At 60.7% G+C, this 17,145-nt stretch carries 13 protein-coding genes and 1 tRNA gene; 10 read left to right on the top strand and 4 right to left on the bottom strand.

Features of this window, described 5'->3' with window-relative positions; genetic code table 11:
- Window positions 1-29: 29 nt before the first annotated feature.
- Window positions 30-839, bottom strand: coding sequence for an AraC family transcriptional regulator (locus TU82_RS25080; RefSeq protein WP_057725914.1), 810 nt, complete (start codon window positions 837-839; stop codon window positions 30-32).
- A gap of 137 nt (window positions 840-976) precedes the next feature.
- Between TU82_RS25080 and TU82_RS25075 the strand changes: the two genes are divergently transcribed.
- Window positions 977-1,615, top strand: a complete 639-nt coding sequence (locus tag TU82_RS25075; RefSeq protein WP_057725913.1) for a LysE family transporter — start codon at window positions 977-979, stop codon at window positions 1,613-1,615.
- Between the two features lie 61 nt (window positions 1,616-1,676).
- On the opposite strand, the gene ggt is transcribed toward TU82_RS25075, so the two are convergent.
- Window positions 1,677-3,506: a gamma-glutamyltransferase gene (gene ggt / locus TU82_RS25070; RefSeq protein ID WP_057725912.1), complete on the bottom strand. Its 1,830-nt coding sequence runs from the start codon at window positions 3,504-3,506 to the stop codon at window positions 1,677-1,679.
- Between the two features lie 281 nt (window positions 3,507-3,787).
- On the opposite strand from ggt, the gene TU82_RS25065 reads away from it, so the two are divergent.
- The gene (locus TU82_RS25065) at window positions 3,788-7,951 is read left to right on the top strand and encodes an AvrE-family type 3 secretion system effector (protein WP_231982727.1); all 4,164 of its coding nucleotides are present in this window, start codon (window positions 3,788-3,790) and stop codon (window positions 7,949-7,951) included.
- Window positions 7,952-8,034: 83 nt separating this feature from the next.
- Here TU82_RS25065 and TU82_RS25060 read toward each other — a convergent pair.
- Together TU82_RS25060 and TU82_RS25055 are read right to left on the bottom strand one after the other, a co-directional pair.
- Window positions 8,035-8,111: transfer RNA gene (locus TU82_RS25060), tRNA-Met, on the bottom strand.
- Between the two features lie 224 nt (window positions 8,112-8,335).
- Entirely contained in the window at window positions 8,336-8,887 is a 552-nt protein-coding gene (locus TU82_RS25055; protein WP_057725910.1) for an RNA polymerase sigma factor, read from the bottom strand.
- Window positions 8,888-9,152: 265 nt separating this feature from the next.
- Here TU82_RS25055 and sctW point away from each other — a divergent pair, with 265 nt between their 5' ends.
- From sctW to sctR, 8 genes are read left to right on the top strand one after another with little or no spacing between them, the layout of a single operon-like run.
- Complete coding sequence (gene sctW / locus TU82_RS25050) at window positions 9,153-10,223, top strand: type III secretion system gatekeeper subunit SctW (protein WP_231982728.1); 1,071 nt, start codon at window positions 9,153-9,155, stop codon at window positions 10,221-10,223.
- Window positions 10,220-12,313, top strand: a complete 2,094-nt coding sequence (gene sctV, locus TU82_RS25045; RefSeq protein WP_057725908.1) for a type III secretion system export apparatus subunit SctV — start codon at window positions 10,220-10,222, stop codon at window positions 12,311-12,313. Before sctW ends, sctV begins: the two co-directional genes overlap by 4 nt.
- Window positions 12,314-12,350: 37 nt before the next feature.
- Window positions 12,351-13,256, top strand: a complete 906-nt coding sequence (locus TU82_RS25040) for an FHA domain-containing protein (protein ID WP_173667507.1) — start codon at window positions 12,351-12,353, stop codon at window positions 13,254-13,256.
- On the top strand, window positions 13,253-14,611 hold the full coding sequence (locus TU82_RS25035) for a FliI/YscN family ATPase (protein ID WP_057725906.1): 1,359 nt from the start codon (window positions 13,253-13,255) through the stop codon (window positions 14,609-14,611). The genes TU82_RS25040 and TU82_RS25035 overlap by 4 nt, the downstream gene beginning before the upstream one ends.
- A complete protein-coding gene (gene sctO, locus TU82_RS25030; protein WP_057725905.1) occupies window positions 14,598-15,026 on the top strand; it encodes a type III secretion system stalk subunit SctO in 429 nt (142 codons plus the stop codon). The genes TU82_RS25035 and sctO overlap by 14 nt, the downstream gene beginning before the upstream one ends.
- A complete protein-coding gene (locus TU82_RS25025) occupies window positions 15,023-15,481 on the top strand; it encodes a type III secretion system HrpP C-terminal domain-containing protein (RefSeq protein ID WP_057725904.1) in 459 nt (152 codons plus the stop codon). Before sctO ends, TU82_RS25025 begins: the two co-directional genes overlap by 4 nt.
- The gene (locus tag TU82_RS25020; protein WP_057725903.1) at window positions 15,478-16,491 is read left to right on the top strand and encodes a FliM/FliN family flagellar motor switch protein; all 1,014 of its coding nucleotides are present in this window, start codon (window positions 15,478-15,480) and stop codon (window positions 16,489-16,491) included. Before TU82_RS25025 ends, TU82_RS25020 begins: the two co-directional genes overlap by 4 nt.
- The gene (sctR, locus tag TU82_RS25015) at window positions 16,488-17,141 is read left to right on the top strand and encodes a type III secretion system export apparatus subunit SctR (RefSeq protein ID WP_057725902.1); all 654 of its coding nucleotides are present in this window, start codon (window positions 16,488-16,490) and stop codon (window positions 17,139-17,141) included. Before TU82_RS25020 ends, sctR begins: the two co-directional genes overlap by 4 nt.
- The last annotated feature ends 4 nt before the right edge of the window (window positions 17,142-17,145 follow it).

Raw genomic sequence — 17,145 nt, 5'->3', positions numbered from 1 at the left:
CACATTTTGAATGCATTCCAGGTCTTGAGTCAGCGTCCGAGCATTTTCACCCAGCGCGACGGCGGCATGCCGTAGGTGCTGCGAAATTGCCGGGTCATGTGGCTCTGGTCGGTGAAGCCGGCGCTCATCGCGGCATCCACCAGGGACACGCCCTGTGCCAGCAATTGGCGCACCAGGTCCAGCCGGCGCATGGTCAGGTAGCGGTAGGGGCTGGTGCCGAACAGCAGGCGAAAATCCCGCGACAACGCCCAGCGGTCGCGCGCGGCGTGATCAGCGATTTCATCCAGGGTGATGCTGCGGCCCAGGGCACTGTGGATAAATTCCCGGGCGCGCTCGGCGGCGATGTAATCGAAGGATTTGCGACTGGTGATAACGCCGGACGCAGCGCTCAACGCGTGGGCCAGGTCGAACATGGCGTCCTGCTCCTGCATCGGGTCGATCGGGCAATCCAGGCTTTGCAGCAATACCTCGCTGGCGCGGTGCAGTCGCGGGTCGGTGGACACGCCGCCGGGTATGAAGGGCAACGGCTTGCCGCCGAGGATCTGCTGGATCAGCGCCGGTTCCACGTAGATCATCCGGTACTTGAAACCTTCATCGCTGCCCGCGCGGCCGTCATGGGTTTCATCGGGGTGAATCACCATGGTGGTGCCGGGCAAACTGTGGGTCATGCCGCCGCGATAATGAAAACTCTGCACACCGAACAGCGTACGCCCGATGGCGTAGGTGTCATGGCGATGAGGGTCGAATGCGAAGCCGGCAAAGTAGGCTTCGATACGGTCCAGGCCACTGGCGTGCGGCGCGCGGTGCAGCCAGTCCAGCGTGTGGGTAGGGTTGCCCATGGTGACTGTCACAAAAGAAGGTGGAAACACGTTAGCCGAGTCTGCGGCCCTTGTCTGCCGGGGTCTTGTACGATTGTGCAGTTGTTCGGCCAGGCCTATGATCCAGGCTGTGTATTGCCTTGAAGGCGCTGGCCGCGATGGAACTGTTCAACCCCGCTTATGTGGCGCCGCTGGTCTCGTTGGCCCTGCTGTGGACGGTGGCCGTGGTCACGCCTGGGCCCAACTTTTTCAACACCGCCCAATTGGCCGCCAGCTGTTCGCGCCGACATGGTGTAGTGGCTTCGGCGGGCGTGGCCACTGGTACGATCCTGTGGGGATTGGCGGGTGGACTGGGGATCAAGTCGCTGTTTACGGCCGCGCCTATGTTGTACCTGGCGTTCAAGATCATTGGGGGCTGCTATTTGATTTATCTGGGGCTCAAATTGTTCAAGCGCTCGGCAGCGAATATGGGCCAGAGCCCGTTGCCGGATGCGGCGCGGCGCTCGCTGTTTTCCGCCTGGCGTCTGGGGGTGTTGGGTAACCTGTCCAACCCCAAGGCGGCGCTGTTCGTCGCCACTATCTTCGCATCCACCATGCCGCCGTCGCCTTCGCCGGTGTTGCTGACGTTGGCGGTGATCGTCATGGCGACCTTGTCGTTCAGTTGGTATACCAGTGTGGCACTGTTGTTTTCCAGCGAACGCATGGCCGCTCTTTACGGCCGTTCGCGTAAATGGCTCGATCGTTTTGCCGGGGGATGCTACGTCTTGTTCGGTTCACATCTGATAGCGAATCGCTGACCGTCCGTTACAGGGCTTAAATGGGTGGTGAGGGAGCAGTCGCCCTCGCCACCCCGGCGGATCAGTCCCCCAGTGCTTCGCCTTCACGCCGCGGGTCTGCACCACCGCTCAATGACACCTTGCCCTGGGCATCACGTGTGCGCACGATCGCCTGGACGCCGCTGGTCATGTCGATTTCGCTCAGTTCATGACCTTTGTTCTTCAAGGCCTGCTTCACGCCCGGGCTGAACAGCCCGGCTTCCAGCTCGGTTGCGCCATTGCGGCTGCCGAAGTTCGGCAGGCCGATAGCGGCCTGTGGGTCGAGCTTCCAGTCCAGCATAGCGACCAGTGTTTTGCTCACGTACTCGATGATCTGCGAGCCGCCCGGCGAACCCACGGTGGCCAGCAACTCACCGCTCTGGCGATCGAACACCAGCGTTGGCGCCATGGCCGAACGCGGACGCTTGCCGGGCTGCACGCGGTTGGCGACGGGCTGGCCGTTTTCTTCGGGGATGAACGAGAAGTCGGTCATCTGATTATTGAGCAAAAAACCCTGGACCATGACGTGGGCGCCGAACGCCGCCTCTATCGTAGTGGTCATGGATACGGCGCCGCCCTGGTCATCCACGGCCACTACTTGCGAGGTGGAGATGCGCAGCGGTGAACGGTCCGGCGCGTAGGCTACCTGAAGGCCTGCCGGCTGGCCCGGCTTGGCGATGCCCATGCTGCGCTCACCGATCAGCGCGGCGCGCCGGGCCAGGTAGTCTGGCGCAACGAGGCCGGCAACCGGCACCGGCGTGAAGTCGGCATCGGCCACGTAAAGCGCGCGGTCGGCGAAAGCCAGGCGCCCGGCTTCAGCGATCAGATGCACCGCCTCGGGCGTGGGCTCAAGCCCGGCGGGCGACGAGCTCTTGAGCGGCGTCATCGGCGCAATGGCCAGGCGTTGATCGCGCGTTTGCAGCGCCTGCAATGTGCCGAGGATTTGCGCAACAGCGATCCCACCCGACGAGGGCGGCGGCATGCCACACACCTTCCATTGTTTGTAGTCGGTACACAGCGGTGTGCGTTCCTTGGCGGCATAGCCCTTGAGGTCGGCCTGGCTCAAGCTGCCGGCATTGCGATTGCCCTGTACCTTGCGTGCGATTTCATCGGCAATCGGCCCCTGATACAGCGCGTTCGGCCCCTCCTTGGCGATACGTTTGAACACCTTCGCCAGCGCCGGGTTCTTCAACAGCGTGCCGGTGGCCTTCGGCGAACCATCGGCATTCAGAAAGTAAGCGGCCATGTCCGGCGATTGCGCAATAAAACGGTCGGCGGCAATCAAGCTGTGCAGGCGCGGGGAGATCGCGAAACCCTGTTCGGACAGACGAATCGCCGGTTCGAACAGCTTGGACCATGGCAGGCGGCCGCTCTTGCTGTGGGCCATTTCCAGTGCCCGCAACACCCCCGGCGTGCCCACCGAGCGCCCGCCAATCTGCGCATCGGTGAACGCCATGGGCGTACCGTCGGCGTTCAGGAACAACCGTTCCGTCGCGCCGGCCGGGGCGGTTTCACGGCCATCGTAGGCGTGCACTTTTTCGCCGTCCCACAGCATGATGAATGCGCCGCCGCCGATGCCGGAGGATTGCGGTTCCACCAGTGTCAGCACCGCTTGCATGGCGATCGCGGCGTCAATGGCCGAACCACCCTGACGCAACATTTCGCGCCCGGCTTCGGCGGCCAGGGGGTTGGCGGCGGCTGCCATATGGCGTGCGGCGTGGCGAGTGGCGAGGTCGGTGCGATAGCCCGAACCCAGCTCCGGTGCGGGTGGTTGTTCATTGATCGTGGTGTGGCAGCCGGCCAGGGCGAGCGTGAAGGCAACGGTTGACAGTTGACGGCGGGAAATAAAAAGCACGCGTTGAACTCCGTTCATTTTGAGAATGATCTGGTCTTCCTGTCAGCAGACTTTAGCGCAGAAGAGACGGGGACCGGGCTGGGGTTATAGCGCCACGCTGGAACCAAAACGAGGCAAATGCTCACTCGGTAATTGGTATTTATCTAGTTCTGGAGCCTGCTATGCACAGAAGATTAGATGGTCTGCCCCACGCACAACATGACGTTATCGAGCCTGTTCACCACGATAATGCATATCCCCGCCCGGCCACAGAGCCTGTCCAGCGACTGCCCTCTTACCAATCGTTGAACCCTGCTTCAATGCTGTTCGATATCCGCCTCAGAGATGGGCGGTTGGAACCTGATACGACCCAGGTGGGCCGTGATATCGCCCGCCATCTCAACGCACCGGGCAAGCATTATGTCGCCGACGGCGCCTCAGTTGCCGGTACGTTGCGCTTCAGGGATGAGCGAGATTACCTGTTTCATATTCAGCCCACGCCCGCTGTCGCGGCGGTATTCAGAAGCAGCCTGCCCGCGACCGGCGGCGGCGAGGAGTTGGGCCCCGGTCGGGGATACTTGGGAAGCGTCAGCGGTGTACAGACGACCGCCGAGGGCACGCAATTTCGTCTTGACGAAGGACGCCTGTATCGCTTCGAACCCCTCACCTTGACCTGGTTGCCCGACGCCGACAACCGGACCTACAGCCGGATTGGGCTGACCCGTGAGGGGCAATTGTTGAAGACACCTCCGCAGGCGCTGGACAGCACTGCGCAGGGGCGGACTTCGGTGGTGTTGAGCCAGGCTCAGGGCACGTCGATTGTACAGATTCAGGGTGCCGAGATGACGGCTGTGCACCCGATTGATGAGCGCGGCTCGCCTGTGCAACTCACCCGAATCGGCTTGGCTGGCAGTACGCTGTATGGCGCCACGGCTGACGGCGAACTGCTGCGCGCGGATGTGCGGCTGGCGCGCGACGGCACCCTGCCGATGGTTGCGCAATCGCTCTTACCGCTGGAGCAGGCGTTGAAGGGCGCTGTGCGTGTCGAAGGGTTCTTCCATGATGACGCCGGGCAGCTCAATGCCCAGGCTCGTGATGCCCGGCAGCAATTGCACAGCGTGCCATTGGCTAAGGCAGGCGGGCTGCGCCCTGAATGGAACCTGAGCGATGTGCTGGTCAAGGGCATCGAGAAAGGCCTGCCGTTGCCCAGCCAGCAGGCACTGACGACGGCGGTCGATCTCGGGCTGCGCGGCAAGGTTGCGTTTGATTCAGGCACATTGCTCAGTTGGGATGCGGCAGCGCAACGTTGGGACAAATGCGCACAAAAGGGCGTGGCCCATCTGGAGCGAGGCCTGGATGGACGCGCCTATGTGCTGCAAGCAGGGCAACTCAAAGCGGTGAATGTCACAAAGGTGCGTGACCCGGTCTTCGAGGGCGCCAGTCATGAATTGAGCGCACTGCCCAAGCCTAGTCCCCTGGTGTCACTTGAGGAAGTGCTTGCGGGCGATATTCAGCGTCCGGTCACAGGCTTCGCGGTAGCCGACGGCCGCAACTTTGTAACCGTCGATAAAGACCATCAGCTCCAAGCCTGTGTGGACGGGGTGGTCGGCCCGTTACGGCTTTCACCGGCGCTCGCGATCAAAACCCTGGCGCTGGATCATGAAGCAAATCTTTACGCACACACTCAGACGGGCGAGTTATTCAAGCTCGATCGCCACGCCTGGCAAGGCAGCGAGGGCGCCGCGCCCCGCTGGACCCAGGTTGAATTGCCGCAGAAGCAATCATTGGAGTCCCTGCGGATGGGGGCTGACAAGCACTTGATTGGCGGTTGGGACAAGCAGTTCCACCGACTGGATAACGCGGCCCCAAGCGCAATGGCGTGGGGACTGGTGCAACCGGCACGGCAGGAGGCTGCCTTGGCCGATACGTTAACGGCCGGCCAGATGCGCACGTCTGTGCCAGGGGGCGCGCTGACAGCCAGCAGCAATGTGTTGGGGCAAACACGCGAAGGGGTGCCCATCAAGCGCAATGTCTTCCAGGGAATCAAAGCGCACTTCCATCCTTTGCAAGCCCTGGCTGAGAAAGGCCAGTCCATCGGGCATCACATGAAGGGGCGCCGGGGATTGGAGAGCGTATACGCTGACGACAAGCGCCTGCACCAACAGCTCGAGTCTCTCTCAAAGAACAGGCCGGTTGGCGCTGACCTGAGCGCCCGCCTTGCGGCCCTGAGCGAGCCTGGACCGCGGCAGGCGCTGGCAGGGAAGATCAGCCAGGCGTTGGCCAAAGTCGAACAGAGCAGCCAGTCGAGTGCCCGTCTGTTAGGCGACCTGCATGGGCTGACATTTGACCCACAGCCCACGCTCAGCCGAACGGTGGTGAGCCCCGAATCGACGCTGCACCGGCTGTACGAAGCGTTCAAGCGGGTCGAGCCCTCATCGCAAAAATTCACCGCAACGCTGCTGGCCAATTTCGAAGGGCAGGGCTTGAGGCTGCCCGAGTGGAAACCGGAGCGTAAACGAGATCTGGGCCACCCTTCGGCCCTCATCGAGGGCGACCTGATTCACCATGCCGGCACGCTTAAGCAATTGGCTGGGGTGATTGAGGCGCTGAGCAGCACGTCCGGCCATAGCCCAAGTGCCTTGAAAAGAATCGAGGCGTCGCTTCAGGCAGTGATGAAAGGCTTTGAAGAGGGCCCGGTGCACACACTGTCCAGCCAGCAGATTGTCAGCTACGACCAGGCGGAATCCCTGTATGACAACTTCAAACTGCTGGCCAAGGATCTTGGCACTCCAGGGTCCGCCTTGCATTGGCACCTGTCGGGGCTGCTGGGATTGCCCGCCGATGCGTCCATACAGGGCGCCATGACGCAGCAAGTGCGGCAACTGCAAAGTGGTCAGACCCTCAGCCCCAGTCGAACCCAGGGCCAGGCTCTGGGTGTGATAGTGACCGGCATAAAACCGGTGGCGCCGTTGGAGTTTTTCCTGGAGGCCTCGAAGTCCCATACCCATGGTGTGAGCATCAGTCGTACCGACCAGGGTGCACACGTTGAGATCAGCACCGACGACATGCGGCGTATGACCGGCTCCTTGGGTCTGGGGGTGACGTTAGGCCAGGGCGGTGGCGCCGTGGGGCCTGGTCTGAGGGTGGCGGGTGAGTTGTTGGCGAGCGTCGAGAAAAGCAGGGAAGCGAGCATTGGTTTTGACGTGAGGGAGGCTGACTTCGGCAAGATGATGTCGATCCTGATGGGGCAGTCCGGGGGGTTCCAGGACTTATTGGCGCTGGGCAAGGAACACGCGTCTGGAGAAGGTTCCAAAGTCAGTGCCGATGTGAGTCTGGACGGGCTCGCCCAGCTGCGGCTGATGTACAAACCTCAGGAAAATATCGCCGAGTTTGACTCGGTGATACAGGCCGGTATCGGCGGTGTGGGCCATCTCAACCTGGCACACGCTGATGCGAACCGGTCCAGCGTGCGTTCAGCGACGGGCACCCGACGTAACGAAGGGCGCAACATGCAATGGCTGAGGGAGGCTGAAGCAGGGGCCAACTTCGCGCCGGTCAACGCGCTGGCGCTGGGCAGAGCTGAAGCGGGAGGACCAACGGCTATAGCCTTTGCCTTGCCGGAGGTGTCGGTCAGGGTGAAATTCGACCGCGGGCAATCCCGGTCCGTCGATTTTTCCTTCAGGGCTGCGCAACCCGTAACGCAGGCGCAGATCGATGATATCCATAGGCGTCTGTCGCAGTACTCACCACAGTTCAGGCAGGACTTGGCCGTCATTGCCCCATCGGCTGACCCGCAGGAGCAGTTGGCGATGTTGCAGCGTTTCATGGCGGCTCATCCACCTTTGGCGACGAAGCTGGATGACTACCACACTATCGGCCAGTCGCTGGAGCAATGTATGACCCAGCACGCTCTGATGAAAGCCGGTTTGCGTCAGTTGGCGTCGGTCGAGTCTGGCGTGACACGGGTGGGGTTGCACGACAACGGGCGATTTGCCTGGCTGGACGATGTCGCGCCGGGCAACAAGGCTGCCATCGTGCAGTGGCTCAAGGATGACCCGCAATTTGCGCAGATTATCCAGCAGCTGCAGCAGGGTGAAGGCACCTCGATGACGCTCGGCATGGAACTCAAACCGCAGGTTCTGCGCACGATCGAGCGTCGTCACCTGGCGGGCGAAAGCACCGAGCCACTGATCAAGCGAGCACTCAAAGATCCCGACAATCTGCGTGTGAAAAGCATGAGTCTGAACTATACGGCGACCCAGACCCATGGCATGTCGTTGCCGGCCCTGACCTCGCTCAGCTTTTCCAGTCGCGCGTCGCTCAGTCACACGCAAAAGCACGTCAACGTCGACTTCGAATACGGAGCGAATGCGGACAAACCTTTGCGCATGAACCTGAACGATACGTTGAGCCCTCTGCCGCGCCACGACCTGACCATTGACTTGGCGGACCAGCGTATAAGAACACCGAGTGCGATGGCCTGAAGGTCGCCAGGAGGACAACTGGGCGACACTTTCCTGCGGGCATAAAAAAACGGCCTACCTTTCGGTAAGCCGTTTTTAGTACTTGGTGGCTACACAGGGACTTGAACCCCGGACCCCAGCATTATGAATGCTATGCTCTAACCAACTGAGCTATGTAGCCAAGTGGCGCGCATTATTCGCGTAGAACGCAAATGCGTCAAGGGCTTTTGTTAAATTTTTTTCTACGCTTTCAACTGTTTAACGAAAAACAGGCGAAATGTCGACGAGTGGCGGGATAAACGGCGGGGGGCTTTTCAGGCTGCGGTCTTTTGCTGCCGCGTACTGGAAGAGTGGGGAATGTTGGGCAGATATCCTTTTCGCCCAACGGTTTTGCTGTAGCGGGACTTATGGCTGCAACGGGTTGTGAGTCACGCGTTTAAGCTGTTCACGCGCGCGCGACAACCGTGAGCGTACGGTGCCGATGGGGATGTCGAGCGCGTCGGCGGTGTCCTGATAGCTGCCGTCTGTCTCGAGCGAAGCGTACAGCGTTTTGCGCATTTCCACCGGCAGATGGTCGATGGCGCTCAGGGTTTTTTCCAGGCGCCGGTTGACTTCAAATTCCCAATCCAGGCTGTTGTGTTCGTCCTGGCCATGCCACAACGATTCATCGAACTCGCAGTGCACAGGTTTGGCATACATGCGCCTGAAGTGGTTGCGGATCAAATTCTGAGCGATCCCGCACATCCAGGTGCTGAGGGTGGCCTGGCCGCTGAAACGCTCTCTGTTGCGCCATGCTTCCAGGTAAGTCAGTTGCAGAAGGTCGTCCGCATCTTCGGGGTTGAGTACGCGTTTATGAATGAAGCGTCGCAGTTTTTTCTGCTGGTCTTCCGTCAGTTCGACCATGAACTGAGGCGAACTGCCGACGAGGTGAGCGAGATCACCAATAGGTATTTTCATGTTGTTTTTCCTCCGGGAAGGCTCGATCGAAATGGTTTCGATAGGGACCCCGTTTGCACTGCCTATGCCAAATGGGAAAAACACATAACTATTTGATTTATATAAATATATATTTTATTTGCAGGTTCTTTTTTGCCGTAACTTGCAAAGAGTGCGGTGTGGGCGTGCAGGTATTTTCATAGCCATCGTCGTGAAACGTTTTGATGGAACTGGATCGCGGCGACTTGCCACATAGGGACACAAACTTCCCATTCTGGCCCCGCCCATGAACATGAAAGTCGATTCCTTCAGCGATGTGCAGCAGATCCAGCCTGCGGACAAGCCCAATGTCAGCGTTGTCGAAGCGCCGAGCCGTTCGTTGGCCCTGGATGACATTGCGCAGATTTTCAACGAAGAAGTGGCACTTAATGCACAAGCCCTGGGACGGCGATCCATTGGCGCAAAAGTATCGCCTGTGGCGGAACTCGTGCAGTTGTACGAACAACTGGGTCATCCCGGCCAAACCACGCTGGAAACCATTGTTCGTCGGCTCCGGTTCGAGTTGCTGCGCAAGCCCACTGTCGAAAAATTGGTAAACCTGGCCGGCAGTGACCCCGCGCGTGCCTTCGTGGTGCTTCAGTTCATCGCCAACGAAGCGAAAACCGGCGGATTAAAAGTAGAAGAGGACCTGGCACGCAGCGCCCTGAAAGAGCTGAAACAGGATTTCGGCGGGCCAATCCAGGCAGGTCTGAATATTGCCTTGGCATTGAAAGAAGCCAGCGCGGACCCGCAGGAGCGTCAGGACGTGCGTGCGCTGTATTACGCCTCCGTGGTTGTGCGCCAATCCTTGGCGTTGATGCTGCAAACGCTCTTGAAAATGTACGGCCCGACTGAGTTTTCCAAAGGCGTCGGCCTGATGACTCAGGCCCTGAACGGCGATATCGCTGCGCACACACAGTCTGTGCCCACGGAAAAGCTACGCCTCTTGCTTAAAGGGCTGGGAGAGTGTCGCGAATTGCGCTCAGTGCTGGGCAACTGCGAGGCGCTGATCCAGCGTCTGAGCGTCGATTACAATCCGGTGGATCTGTTGCAGCGTTTTCTGGGTTACGCCAGTACCGGTATCGATTCGCCTGAGGTGCAAAGGCTGGCCAGTGAGTTTGGGGGGACACTGCTTGCTGCTCGACTGCACGCGCTCAATGAATTGTCCCGGGAAGTAAAAGCTGTCCCCATCGCCTGGTGGCTTGATGCTCAGTCCCAAGCCGCTGCGGTGAAGGTTTTCAAGAACGTTATGCTTGAGTTGGCCCGCGAAGAGCGCGGCCACCTGCAATTGCCCGGCGAGACGAGGACGTTCGGGTGACACTGCTGTCATCGATCAATGGCGTGCTGCTCAAGGTGGCACGGCGTGCCGAAGTGCTCGGCGCGGTGGTGGTCATGGCCATCGTGTTCATCTTCATTGTGCCGCTGCCCACCTGGCTGGTGGACATCCTGATCGCGCTGAACATCTGTATTTCCTGCTTGTTGATCGTACTGGCGCTCTACCTGCCAGGGCCGTTGGCGTTCTCGTCGTTCCCATCGATCCTGTTGCTGACCACCATGTTTCGTCTGGCGTTGTCGATTGCCACCACGCGCTTGATCCTGCTTGAGCAGGACGCGGGTGACATTGTGGAAGCGTTCGGCAATTTCGTGGTGGGCGGCAACCTGGCGGTGGGTCTGGTGATCTTCATGATCCTGACCATCGTCAACTTCCTGGTGATCACCAAAGGCTCGGAGCGAGTCGCCGAAGTGGCTGCCCGCTTCAGCCTGGATGCGATGCCGGGCAAGCAGATGTCGATCGACAGTGACCTGCGCGCCGGGCTGATCGACGGTGCGCAGGCGCGGGACAAACGTGAGCAGCTGTCCCGTGAAAGCCAGCTGTTCGGTGCCATGGACGGCGCCATGAAGTTCGTCAAGGGCGACGCCATTGCCGGTCTGATCATCGTGGTCATCAACCTGCTGGGGGGCTTCTCGACCGGCATGTTCCAGCACGGCATGAGCGCAGGTGAGTCGATGGCGCTGTATTCGGTACTGACCATCGGTGACGGCCTGATTGCACAGATTCCCGCGCTGCTGATTTCCCTGACCGCCGGCATGATCATTACCCGAGTGGCGCCGGACGGACGCAAGGGCGTCACCAACATCGGCGCCGAGATCGCCCGACAGATGACCAGCGAGCCAAAGAGCTGGATGATCGCGTCGGTGGGCATGTTGGCCTTTGCCACGCTTCCCGGCATGCCCACCGTGGTGTTCATTCTGATTTCGATGATGACCGGCGCCTTGGGTTACTACCTTATGCGCCAGCGTCAGCGCGAGGCCGCCCCTGCGACGCCGGACGAGAAAGCGGTCCGTCCGGAAGAGAACGGCAGTGAAGACCTGCGTGGCTTCGACCCGTCACGACCGTATCTGCTGCAGTTCAACCCGAAGCTGTACAACACCCCCGAGGTCATCGACATCGTTCAAAAGATTCGGCAGGCCCGAAACGCGCTGGTCGCCAATATCGGTTTGACGCTGCCGCCGTTCGAAGCCGAGTTCAGTGAGTCGCTGGCCGTCGATGAGATGCGCTTTTGCGTACATGAAGTACCGGTCGTGACGGCCACGTTCAGCGACCGGGTAGCGGTCGAGTACGCCGCCTTGGCGCAACCTCCGGACAGAGGGGAAAGAGGGCTGCCTGAGCGGGACGAAGCGGATTGGCTGTGGCTCGGCCCTGATGATCCATTGCTCGACGATCCACAGGTTGAGCGTTTCACTGCCCAAAGCCTGATCATCGAACGCATGAAGCGGGCGATGCTTCTTAGCGGGCCGCGGTTTCTTGGCATCCAGGAAAGCAAGTCGATCCTCAGCTGGCTTGAACACAACCAGCCGGAACTGGTGCAGGAACTGCAACGCATCATGCCGCTTTCACGGTTTTCCTCAGTGCTGCAGCGCCTGGCGGCCGAGGGCGTGCCATTGCGTGCCGTGCGGTTGATCGTCGAGTCGTTGATCGAGTACGGCCAGCATGAGCGCGAACCGGATGCCCTGGCCGATTACGCACGTATTGCGCTCAAGTCTCAGATCTTTCACCAGTACAGCGAGGCCGATGGCCTGCACGCGTGGCTGCTGTCGCCGCAGACCGAAAACATCCTGCGCGAAGCCCTGCGCCAAACCCAGAGCGGCGTGTTTTTCGCCCTCGATAACGACAGCAGCGCTGCCCTGGTCGGCCTGCTCAACCAGGCGTTTGCGCTACGGCCCAAAACCAAGAGCGTGCTGCTGGTGGCTCAGGATTTGCGCAGTCCCTTGCGTGCCCTGTTGCTGGATGAGTTCAACCATGTGCCGGTGATGTCGTTCGCCGAGCTGGGGAGCAATTCCAAGGTAAAGGTCCTGGGCCGATTTGACCTGGGGCAGGACGAACTGCTGCGCGGGGCAGTGGCATGACCCCTTTATTGATATGCCAGCCGAGGGTGGCCCCATGATGTTCGAGCTGCGAGTGCTGGATGGCTTGCATCAAGGCGCTGCGCTGCCGTTATTTGGCGAGCAGTGGAGCCTGGGTGCCAACCCGGATGCCGATCTGCTGTTGAACGATCCCGAGGTCGTCGAGCATCACGCACGTTTGCGCTTGGCCGATGATCGCTGGTCGGTGCAGGCCGAGGCTGGACTCCTTAAAGACAGCGATGGGCAGGTGTTGGCGCAGATCGGCGAGCTTGCGCTGAACACGGTCTTTTTGATCGGCTCCGTTCGCTTGTGTGTCAGCCTTGCCGATCAGCCCTGGCCGCAGGCCCCGGCTCCAATGCCGGCATCGCCACTCTCCGAGCCTGCGGGGCAAGCGCCGCTTGCGTTGAAACTGTCGGCCATTTCATCGTCCCAACAAAAGCGTTTGCTCAGCCTGGTACTTGCGTTTGCCGTGCTCACTGCGGCGCTCGGCATTATCTTCAGCGGGGAGCGCAATGCTCAGGCATCGCTGATGCCGACGGTGATTCAGAAGCCTGAACTGGCCTCGCCGTTCGAGGTGCGCCAGCAGTTGTTGAAGATGCTCAGCGAGCGGGAGCTGGCCCAGCGGGTCAGCTTGCAGGTCATCAACGGCCAGATTTCCCTCAGTGGTGATGTTTCCCAGGAGGACGTTGATGTGGTTGCGCGCATGCTGGACCGTTTTGGCAAAGAGTTCGATACCGCGGTGCCGGTGATCAGTCGCGTGCGGGTACGCGACGGGATACTGCCGTTCAAGATCGTTCAAATCATCGGCGGACCGAACGGGCACGTGGTTCTGGAGGAAGGCACTCGACTGTTCGTGGGCGATGAAGTCAATGGCCTGCGCGTGGTGCTGATCGACAACAGCAAAGTGGTATTCGATGGTGCGCAACGGTATGAGGTGCGCTGGTGACCGGCACGCTGCAAGAGCGCCTCGAGGCGTGGCAACGCAGTCAATCGGCGGCGTTGAACAGCTTTGCGCCCGTCACGATGCGCGGTCGCATACAGCGCGTGAACGGCATGCTGATGCAATGCCGGCTGCCCCAGGCACGTATCGGCGATCTATGCCAGGTTGAAAAACAACCGGGCGACTACATGCTGGCCGAAATTATCGGTTTCGATCAGCAGGACGCGGTGCTCAGCGCCCTGGGCAATCTGGAAGGCGTGAGCGTAGGTGCCGGCGTGGAGCGCCTGGGCGTGCCGCACAGGGTACGTGTGGGTGATGACCTGCTGGGCCAGGTGCTGGACGGTTTCGGCCGGCCGATTGCCGGCGACGGGCCCAGCGCGTTTGCCGAGGCGGATACGCCTGATGCAACTCCGGTGCTGTGCGAGGCGCCGTTGCCCACGGAACGGCCGCGTATCAACCGCGCATTGGCCACAGGTGTGCGTTCGATCGACGGCCTGATGACGCTGGGGGAAGGCCAGCGTGTCGGGCTGTTCGCGGGGGCAGGTTGTGGCAAGACAACGTTGCTGGCCGAGATCGCCCGTAACGTGGATTGCGATGTGATCGTGTTTGGCTTGATCGGTGAACGGGGTCGTGAACTACGCGAGTTCCTTGACCATGAGTTGGATGATCAATTGCGTGCCAAGGCGGTGCTGGTGTGCTCCACCTCCGACCGTTCCAGTATGGAGCGCGCCCGCGCAGCCTTTACCGCGACGGCACTGGCCGAGGGGTTTCGGCGCAAGGGGCAGCGAGTGCTGCTGCTGATCGACTCACTGACGCGGTTTGCGCGTGCCCAGCGTGAGATCGGCCTGGCTGCGGGCGAGCCTTTGGGGCGAGGCGGTCTGCCGCCTTCGGTCTACAGCCTGCTGCCGCGCCTCGTGGAGCGGGCCGGGTTGACGCGTGAGGGGGTGATCACGGCCATCTACACGGTGCTCATCGAGCAGGACTCGATGAATGATCCGGTGGCCGATGAAGTCCGCTCGCTGCTGGATGGTCATATCGTGCTGTCACGCAAGTTGGCCGAGCGTGGCCATTATCCGGCGGTTGACGTACTCGCCAGCCTGTCGCGGATTCTGACCAACGTCGCCGAGCCCGCGCATATCAAGGCCGGCACCGCGTTGCGGCGCCTGTTGTCGGCCTACCAGCAGATCGAGCTGATGCTCAAACTGGGCGAATACCAGGCGGGCAATGACGCCCTGACCGACATGGCGGTGGACAGCCGTCAGGCAGTCGACAGTTTCCTGCGCCAGGACCTGCGCGAACCTTCGCCCCTCACCACGACCATGGATCAACTGACGGAGCTGACCGCCTATGTCCCATTCTGAAAAGCTGCCGGGTGAAATCGAAACGCTGCGCCGTTTGCGCCGATACCGAGCAGACCGTGCCGAGCGTGCGCTGCGCGAAGCCAAACGATCACAGCAAGCGCTGGTTGCGCACATTCAGCAAGCGCAGGACACGCTTGAGAAAACCCGCGAAGACGAGGCCCGGCAATCTGCACAACTGTTAAGTGAGCATCAGGGGCAGGTTGTGAGCTTTCAGGCGCTGAAGTCCTGGGGCCGCAAGGAACAAAGCCTGTCTGCCGGCACCCGGCGTGAAGAAGGGCAGTTGCAGCAACTGCAAGGCCAGCGAGAGCAGCGTGAAGTGGAAGTGGGTCTCGCACAGAAGCACGTCACCCTGTGCCTGCGCCAGGTTGAAAAACTGCAGGAACTGGCCAATTTACTCACGCAGGAAGCGATATGACTCCGATCCCGGCCAACACGCCTGAACGCCAGCGTCGACGCGACCCCCGTGAGGAACGGGTTCACGAAGTCGACGCCTTGGTGCCCTGGGAACAACGACAACTCTTCACGCAATTGTTCGGTGGTGACGATGAGGGCTCGGGACGTAGCGCCTCACAGGCCGAAATGAAGGGGTCGAGTGACCTCGTCATGGTCCAGTCGTTGACGGAGCAATTGCTGCCGCGGCTGCTAAGCGTTTCAACCTTGCCGCTGTCGGTGGCCATGTACTTGCCTCGCCTTGGGCGGATCAACGCCAGTATTCGTCGAAAAAAGGCTGGATGGGATATCGAGCTGGAGGCGCAGCAGATAACCACGACAAGTTGGCTCCAAGACGTACGCCAGCAGTGTGAGCGCAGGCTCGCCGAAAGCCTGGCGTTACCGGTGCAGCTGTACGTGGCAAATTCGGCGCCGGCATGATGTTGCCACCTCTGGCCTTGCGCACGGTAAGGGCTGATGCAGTGGCTGCCCGGCGACGATTGGGGCGCGGGTTGCGTATGCCGTTCCAGGTTGCCGAGCAACGTGGCGAATTATGCCTCGAACCTGGCACTGAGCCGGCTGGCGCTCAGCCGTTGTGCTTCGAAACCACCTGTGGGGTATTGGCGTTCAGTGAGCCGGGGCCGCAATTGAGCTTGATGGGCGAATGCCCGGTGACGTTGGCCCAGGCCGGCAACGATCCGAATTCCTGGTTCTGGGAATTACTTCAGCACTATCTGAGCCCGCAGATACGTGACCTGTTCGGTTATGTGCGGTTGCTGAATGCTGGTCGCCCTGAGGGCTTCGGCTGCCGGCTCAGCGTGTCCCTGGGCGCTTCGCGGGCCACGGGCTATGTGTGGCTGAGCGCTGAAAGCTTCCTCGCGTTGTGCGAAGCCGCCCCATGGCGTTCTATCGCTGCACCGCTGCCGGGGCGGCTCCAACTGGCGATCGCCGTAACTCTGGGGCGCGTACGCCTGACCATTGCACAAGTACGCAGCCTGCGCGCCGGTGATGTGTTGGTGCCTGAACTGACCCTGTTCCAGGCGCAGGGCAGCGGGTATATCCAGGTTGGCAGGCATAGGTTGCGGGGCTGTATTGACGATGAAAACGGCACCATGCGCCTGACCCTTTCTTCTATCGAGGACACGTCTGTGGACGAGAATTTTGCACCGCACCCTTACTCCGAGGATGCGCAGGATGAACCCGTGGTGGATATCTTTGGCCATGAGCCATTCGATGAGTTGAGCATGGCGCTGAATGTTCGCTGCGGCACACTGAATCTCACGCTGGGTGAGTTGCGCAATCTGGGCCCTGGCTCCGTGCTGGGCATTACCGGCTACGCGCCTGGCCTGGCGGGCCTGTATTACGGCGATCGACCGATTGGGCAGGGCCAGTTGGTGGAGGTGGACGGTCGCCTGGGGTTGCAGTTGTCCCGCGTGCTCTTCGGCCGATGATACTTCAGGGGCTGGACCCCCTCGTTCTCGCGCTGTTTCTCGCCACGCTGACGCTGATGCCGATGCTGTTGATCATCTGCACATCGTTTCTGAAGATCGTGATTGTGCTGATGATCACCCGCAACGCCATCGGCGTGCAGCAGGTGCCGCCAAGTATGGCGATCAACGGCATCGCATTGGCCGCGTCGCTATTTATCATGGCGCCGGTGGGCTACCAGATCGCCGAAAGTCTGAAGATTTCTCCACTGGACACGAGCAATGTGCAGACCGTGCTGCAGACAGGCGCAGAGGCCATCAAGCCGTTGCGTGCATTCATGCTGCGCAATCTCGACCCCGACGTACTCACCCATCTGTTGGAGAACACGCAACGCCTCTGGCCCGCGCAAATGGCCCAGGAGGTCCAGCGTGAAGACCTGATCCTGCTGATTCCCGCCTATGTCTTGTCGCAACTGCAGGCGGGCTTCGAAATCGGTTTTCTGATCTACATCCCCTTCATCGTGATCGACCTGATCGTCTCCAACCTCTTATTGGCGCTGGGTATGCAGATGGTTTCACCCATGACCATTTCCCTGCCGCTCAAATTGCTGCTGTTTGTGATGGTGTCCGGCTGGTCGCGGCTGCTCGACAGCCTGTTCCTTTCCTATCTCTGAGCTG

The organism is Pseudomonas orientalis (assembly GCF_001439815.1).
Classification (GTDB): Bacteria; Pseudomonadota; Gammaproteobacteria; order Pseudomonadales; family Pseudomonadaceae; genus Aquipseudomonas; species Aquipseudomonas orientalis.
The sequence above is the reverse complement of the archived record's forward strand: the minus strand, read 5'-3'. Positions and strand labels throughout refer to the sequence as shown.

Excerpts from the sequence above, each read along its gene's own strand:
- TU82_RS25025 (WP_057725904.1), top strand. The coding sequence starts at position 15,023 with ATGACTCCGATCCCGGCCAACACGCCTGAACGCCAGCGTCGACGCGAC.
- TU82_RS25040 (WP_173667507.1), top strand. The coding sequence starts at position 12,351 with ATGTTCGAGCTGCGAGTGCTGGATGGCTTGCATCAAGGCGCTGCGCTG.
- TU82_RS25080 (WP_057725914.1), bottom strand. The coding sequence starts at position 839 with ATGGGCAACCCTACCCACACGCTGGACTGGCTGCACCGCGCGCCGCAC.
- TU82_RS25065 (WP_231982727.1), top strand. The coding sequence starts at position 3,788 with ATGCTGTTCGATATCCGCCTCAGAGATGGGCGGTTGGAACCTGATACG.
- sctW (WP_231982728.1), top strand. The coding sequence starts at position 9,153 with ATGAACATGAAAGTCGATTCCTTCAGCGATGTGCAGCAGATCCAGCCT.
- TU82_RS25055 (WP_057725910.1), bottom strand. The coding sequence starts at position 8,887 with ATGAAAATACCTATTGGTGATCTCGCTCACCTCGTCGGCAGTTCGCCT.
- sctO (WP_057725905.1), top strand. The coding sequence starts at position 14,598 with ATGTCCCATTCTGAAAAGCTGCCGGGTGAAATCGAAACGCTGCGCCGT.
- TU82_RS25020 (WP_057725903.1), top strand. The coding sequence starts at position 15,478 with ATGATGTTGCCACCTCTGGCCTTGCGCACGGTAAGGGCTGATGCAGTG.
- sctR (WP_057725902.1), top strand. The coding sequence starts at position 16,488 with ATGATACTTCAGGGGCTGGACCCCCTCGTTCTCGCGCTGTTTCTCGCC.
- ggt (WP_057725912.1), bottom strand. The coding sequence starts at position 3,506 with ATGAACGGAGTTCAACGCGTGCTTTTTATTTCCCGCCGTCAACTGTCA.
- TU82_RS25075 (WP_057725913.1), top strand. The coding sequence starts at position 977 with ATGGAACTGTTCAACCCCGCTTATGTGGCGCCGCTGGTCTCGTTGGCC.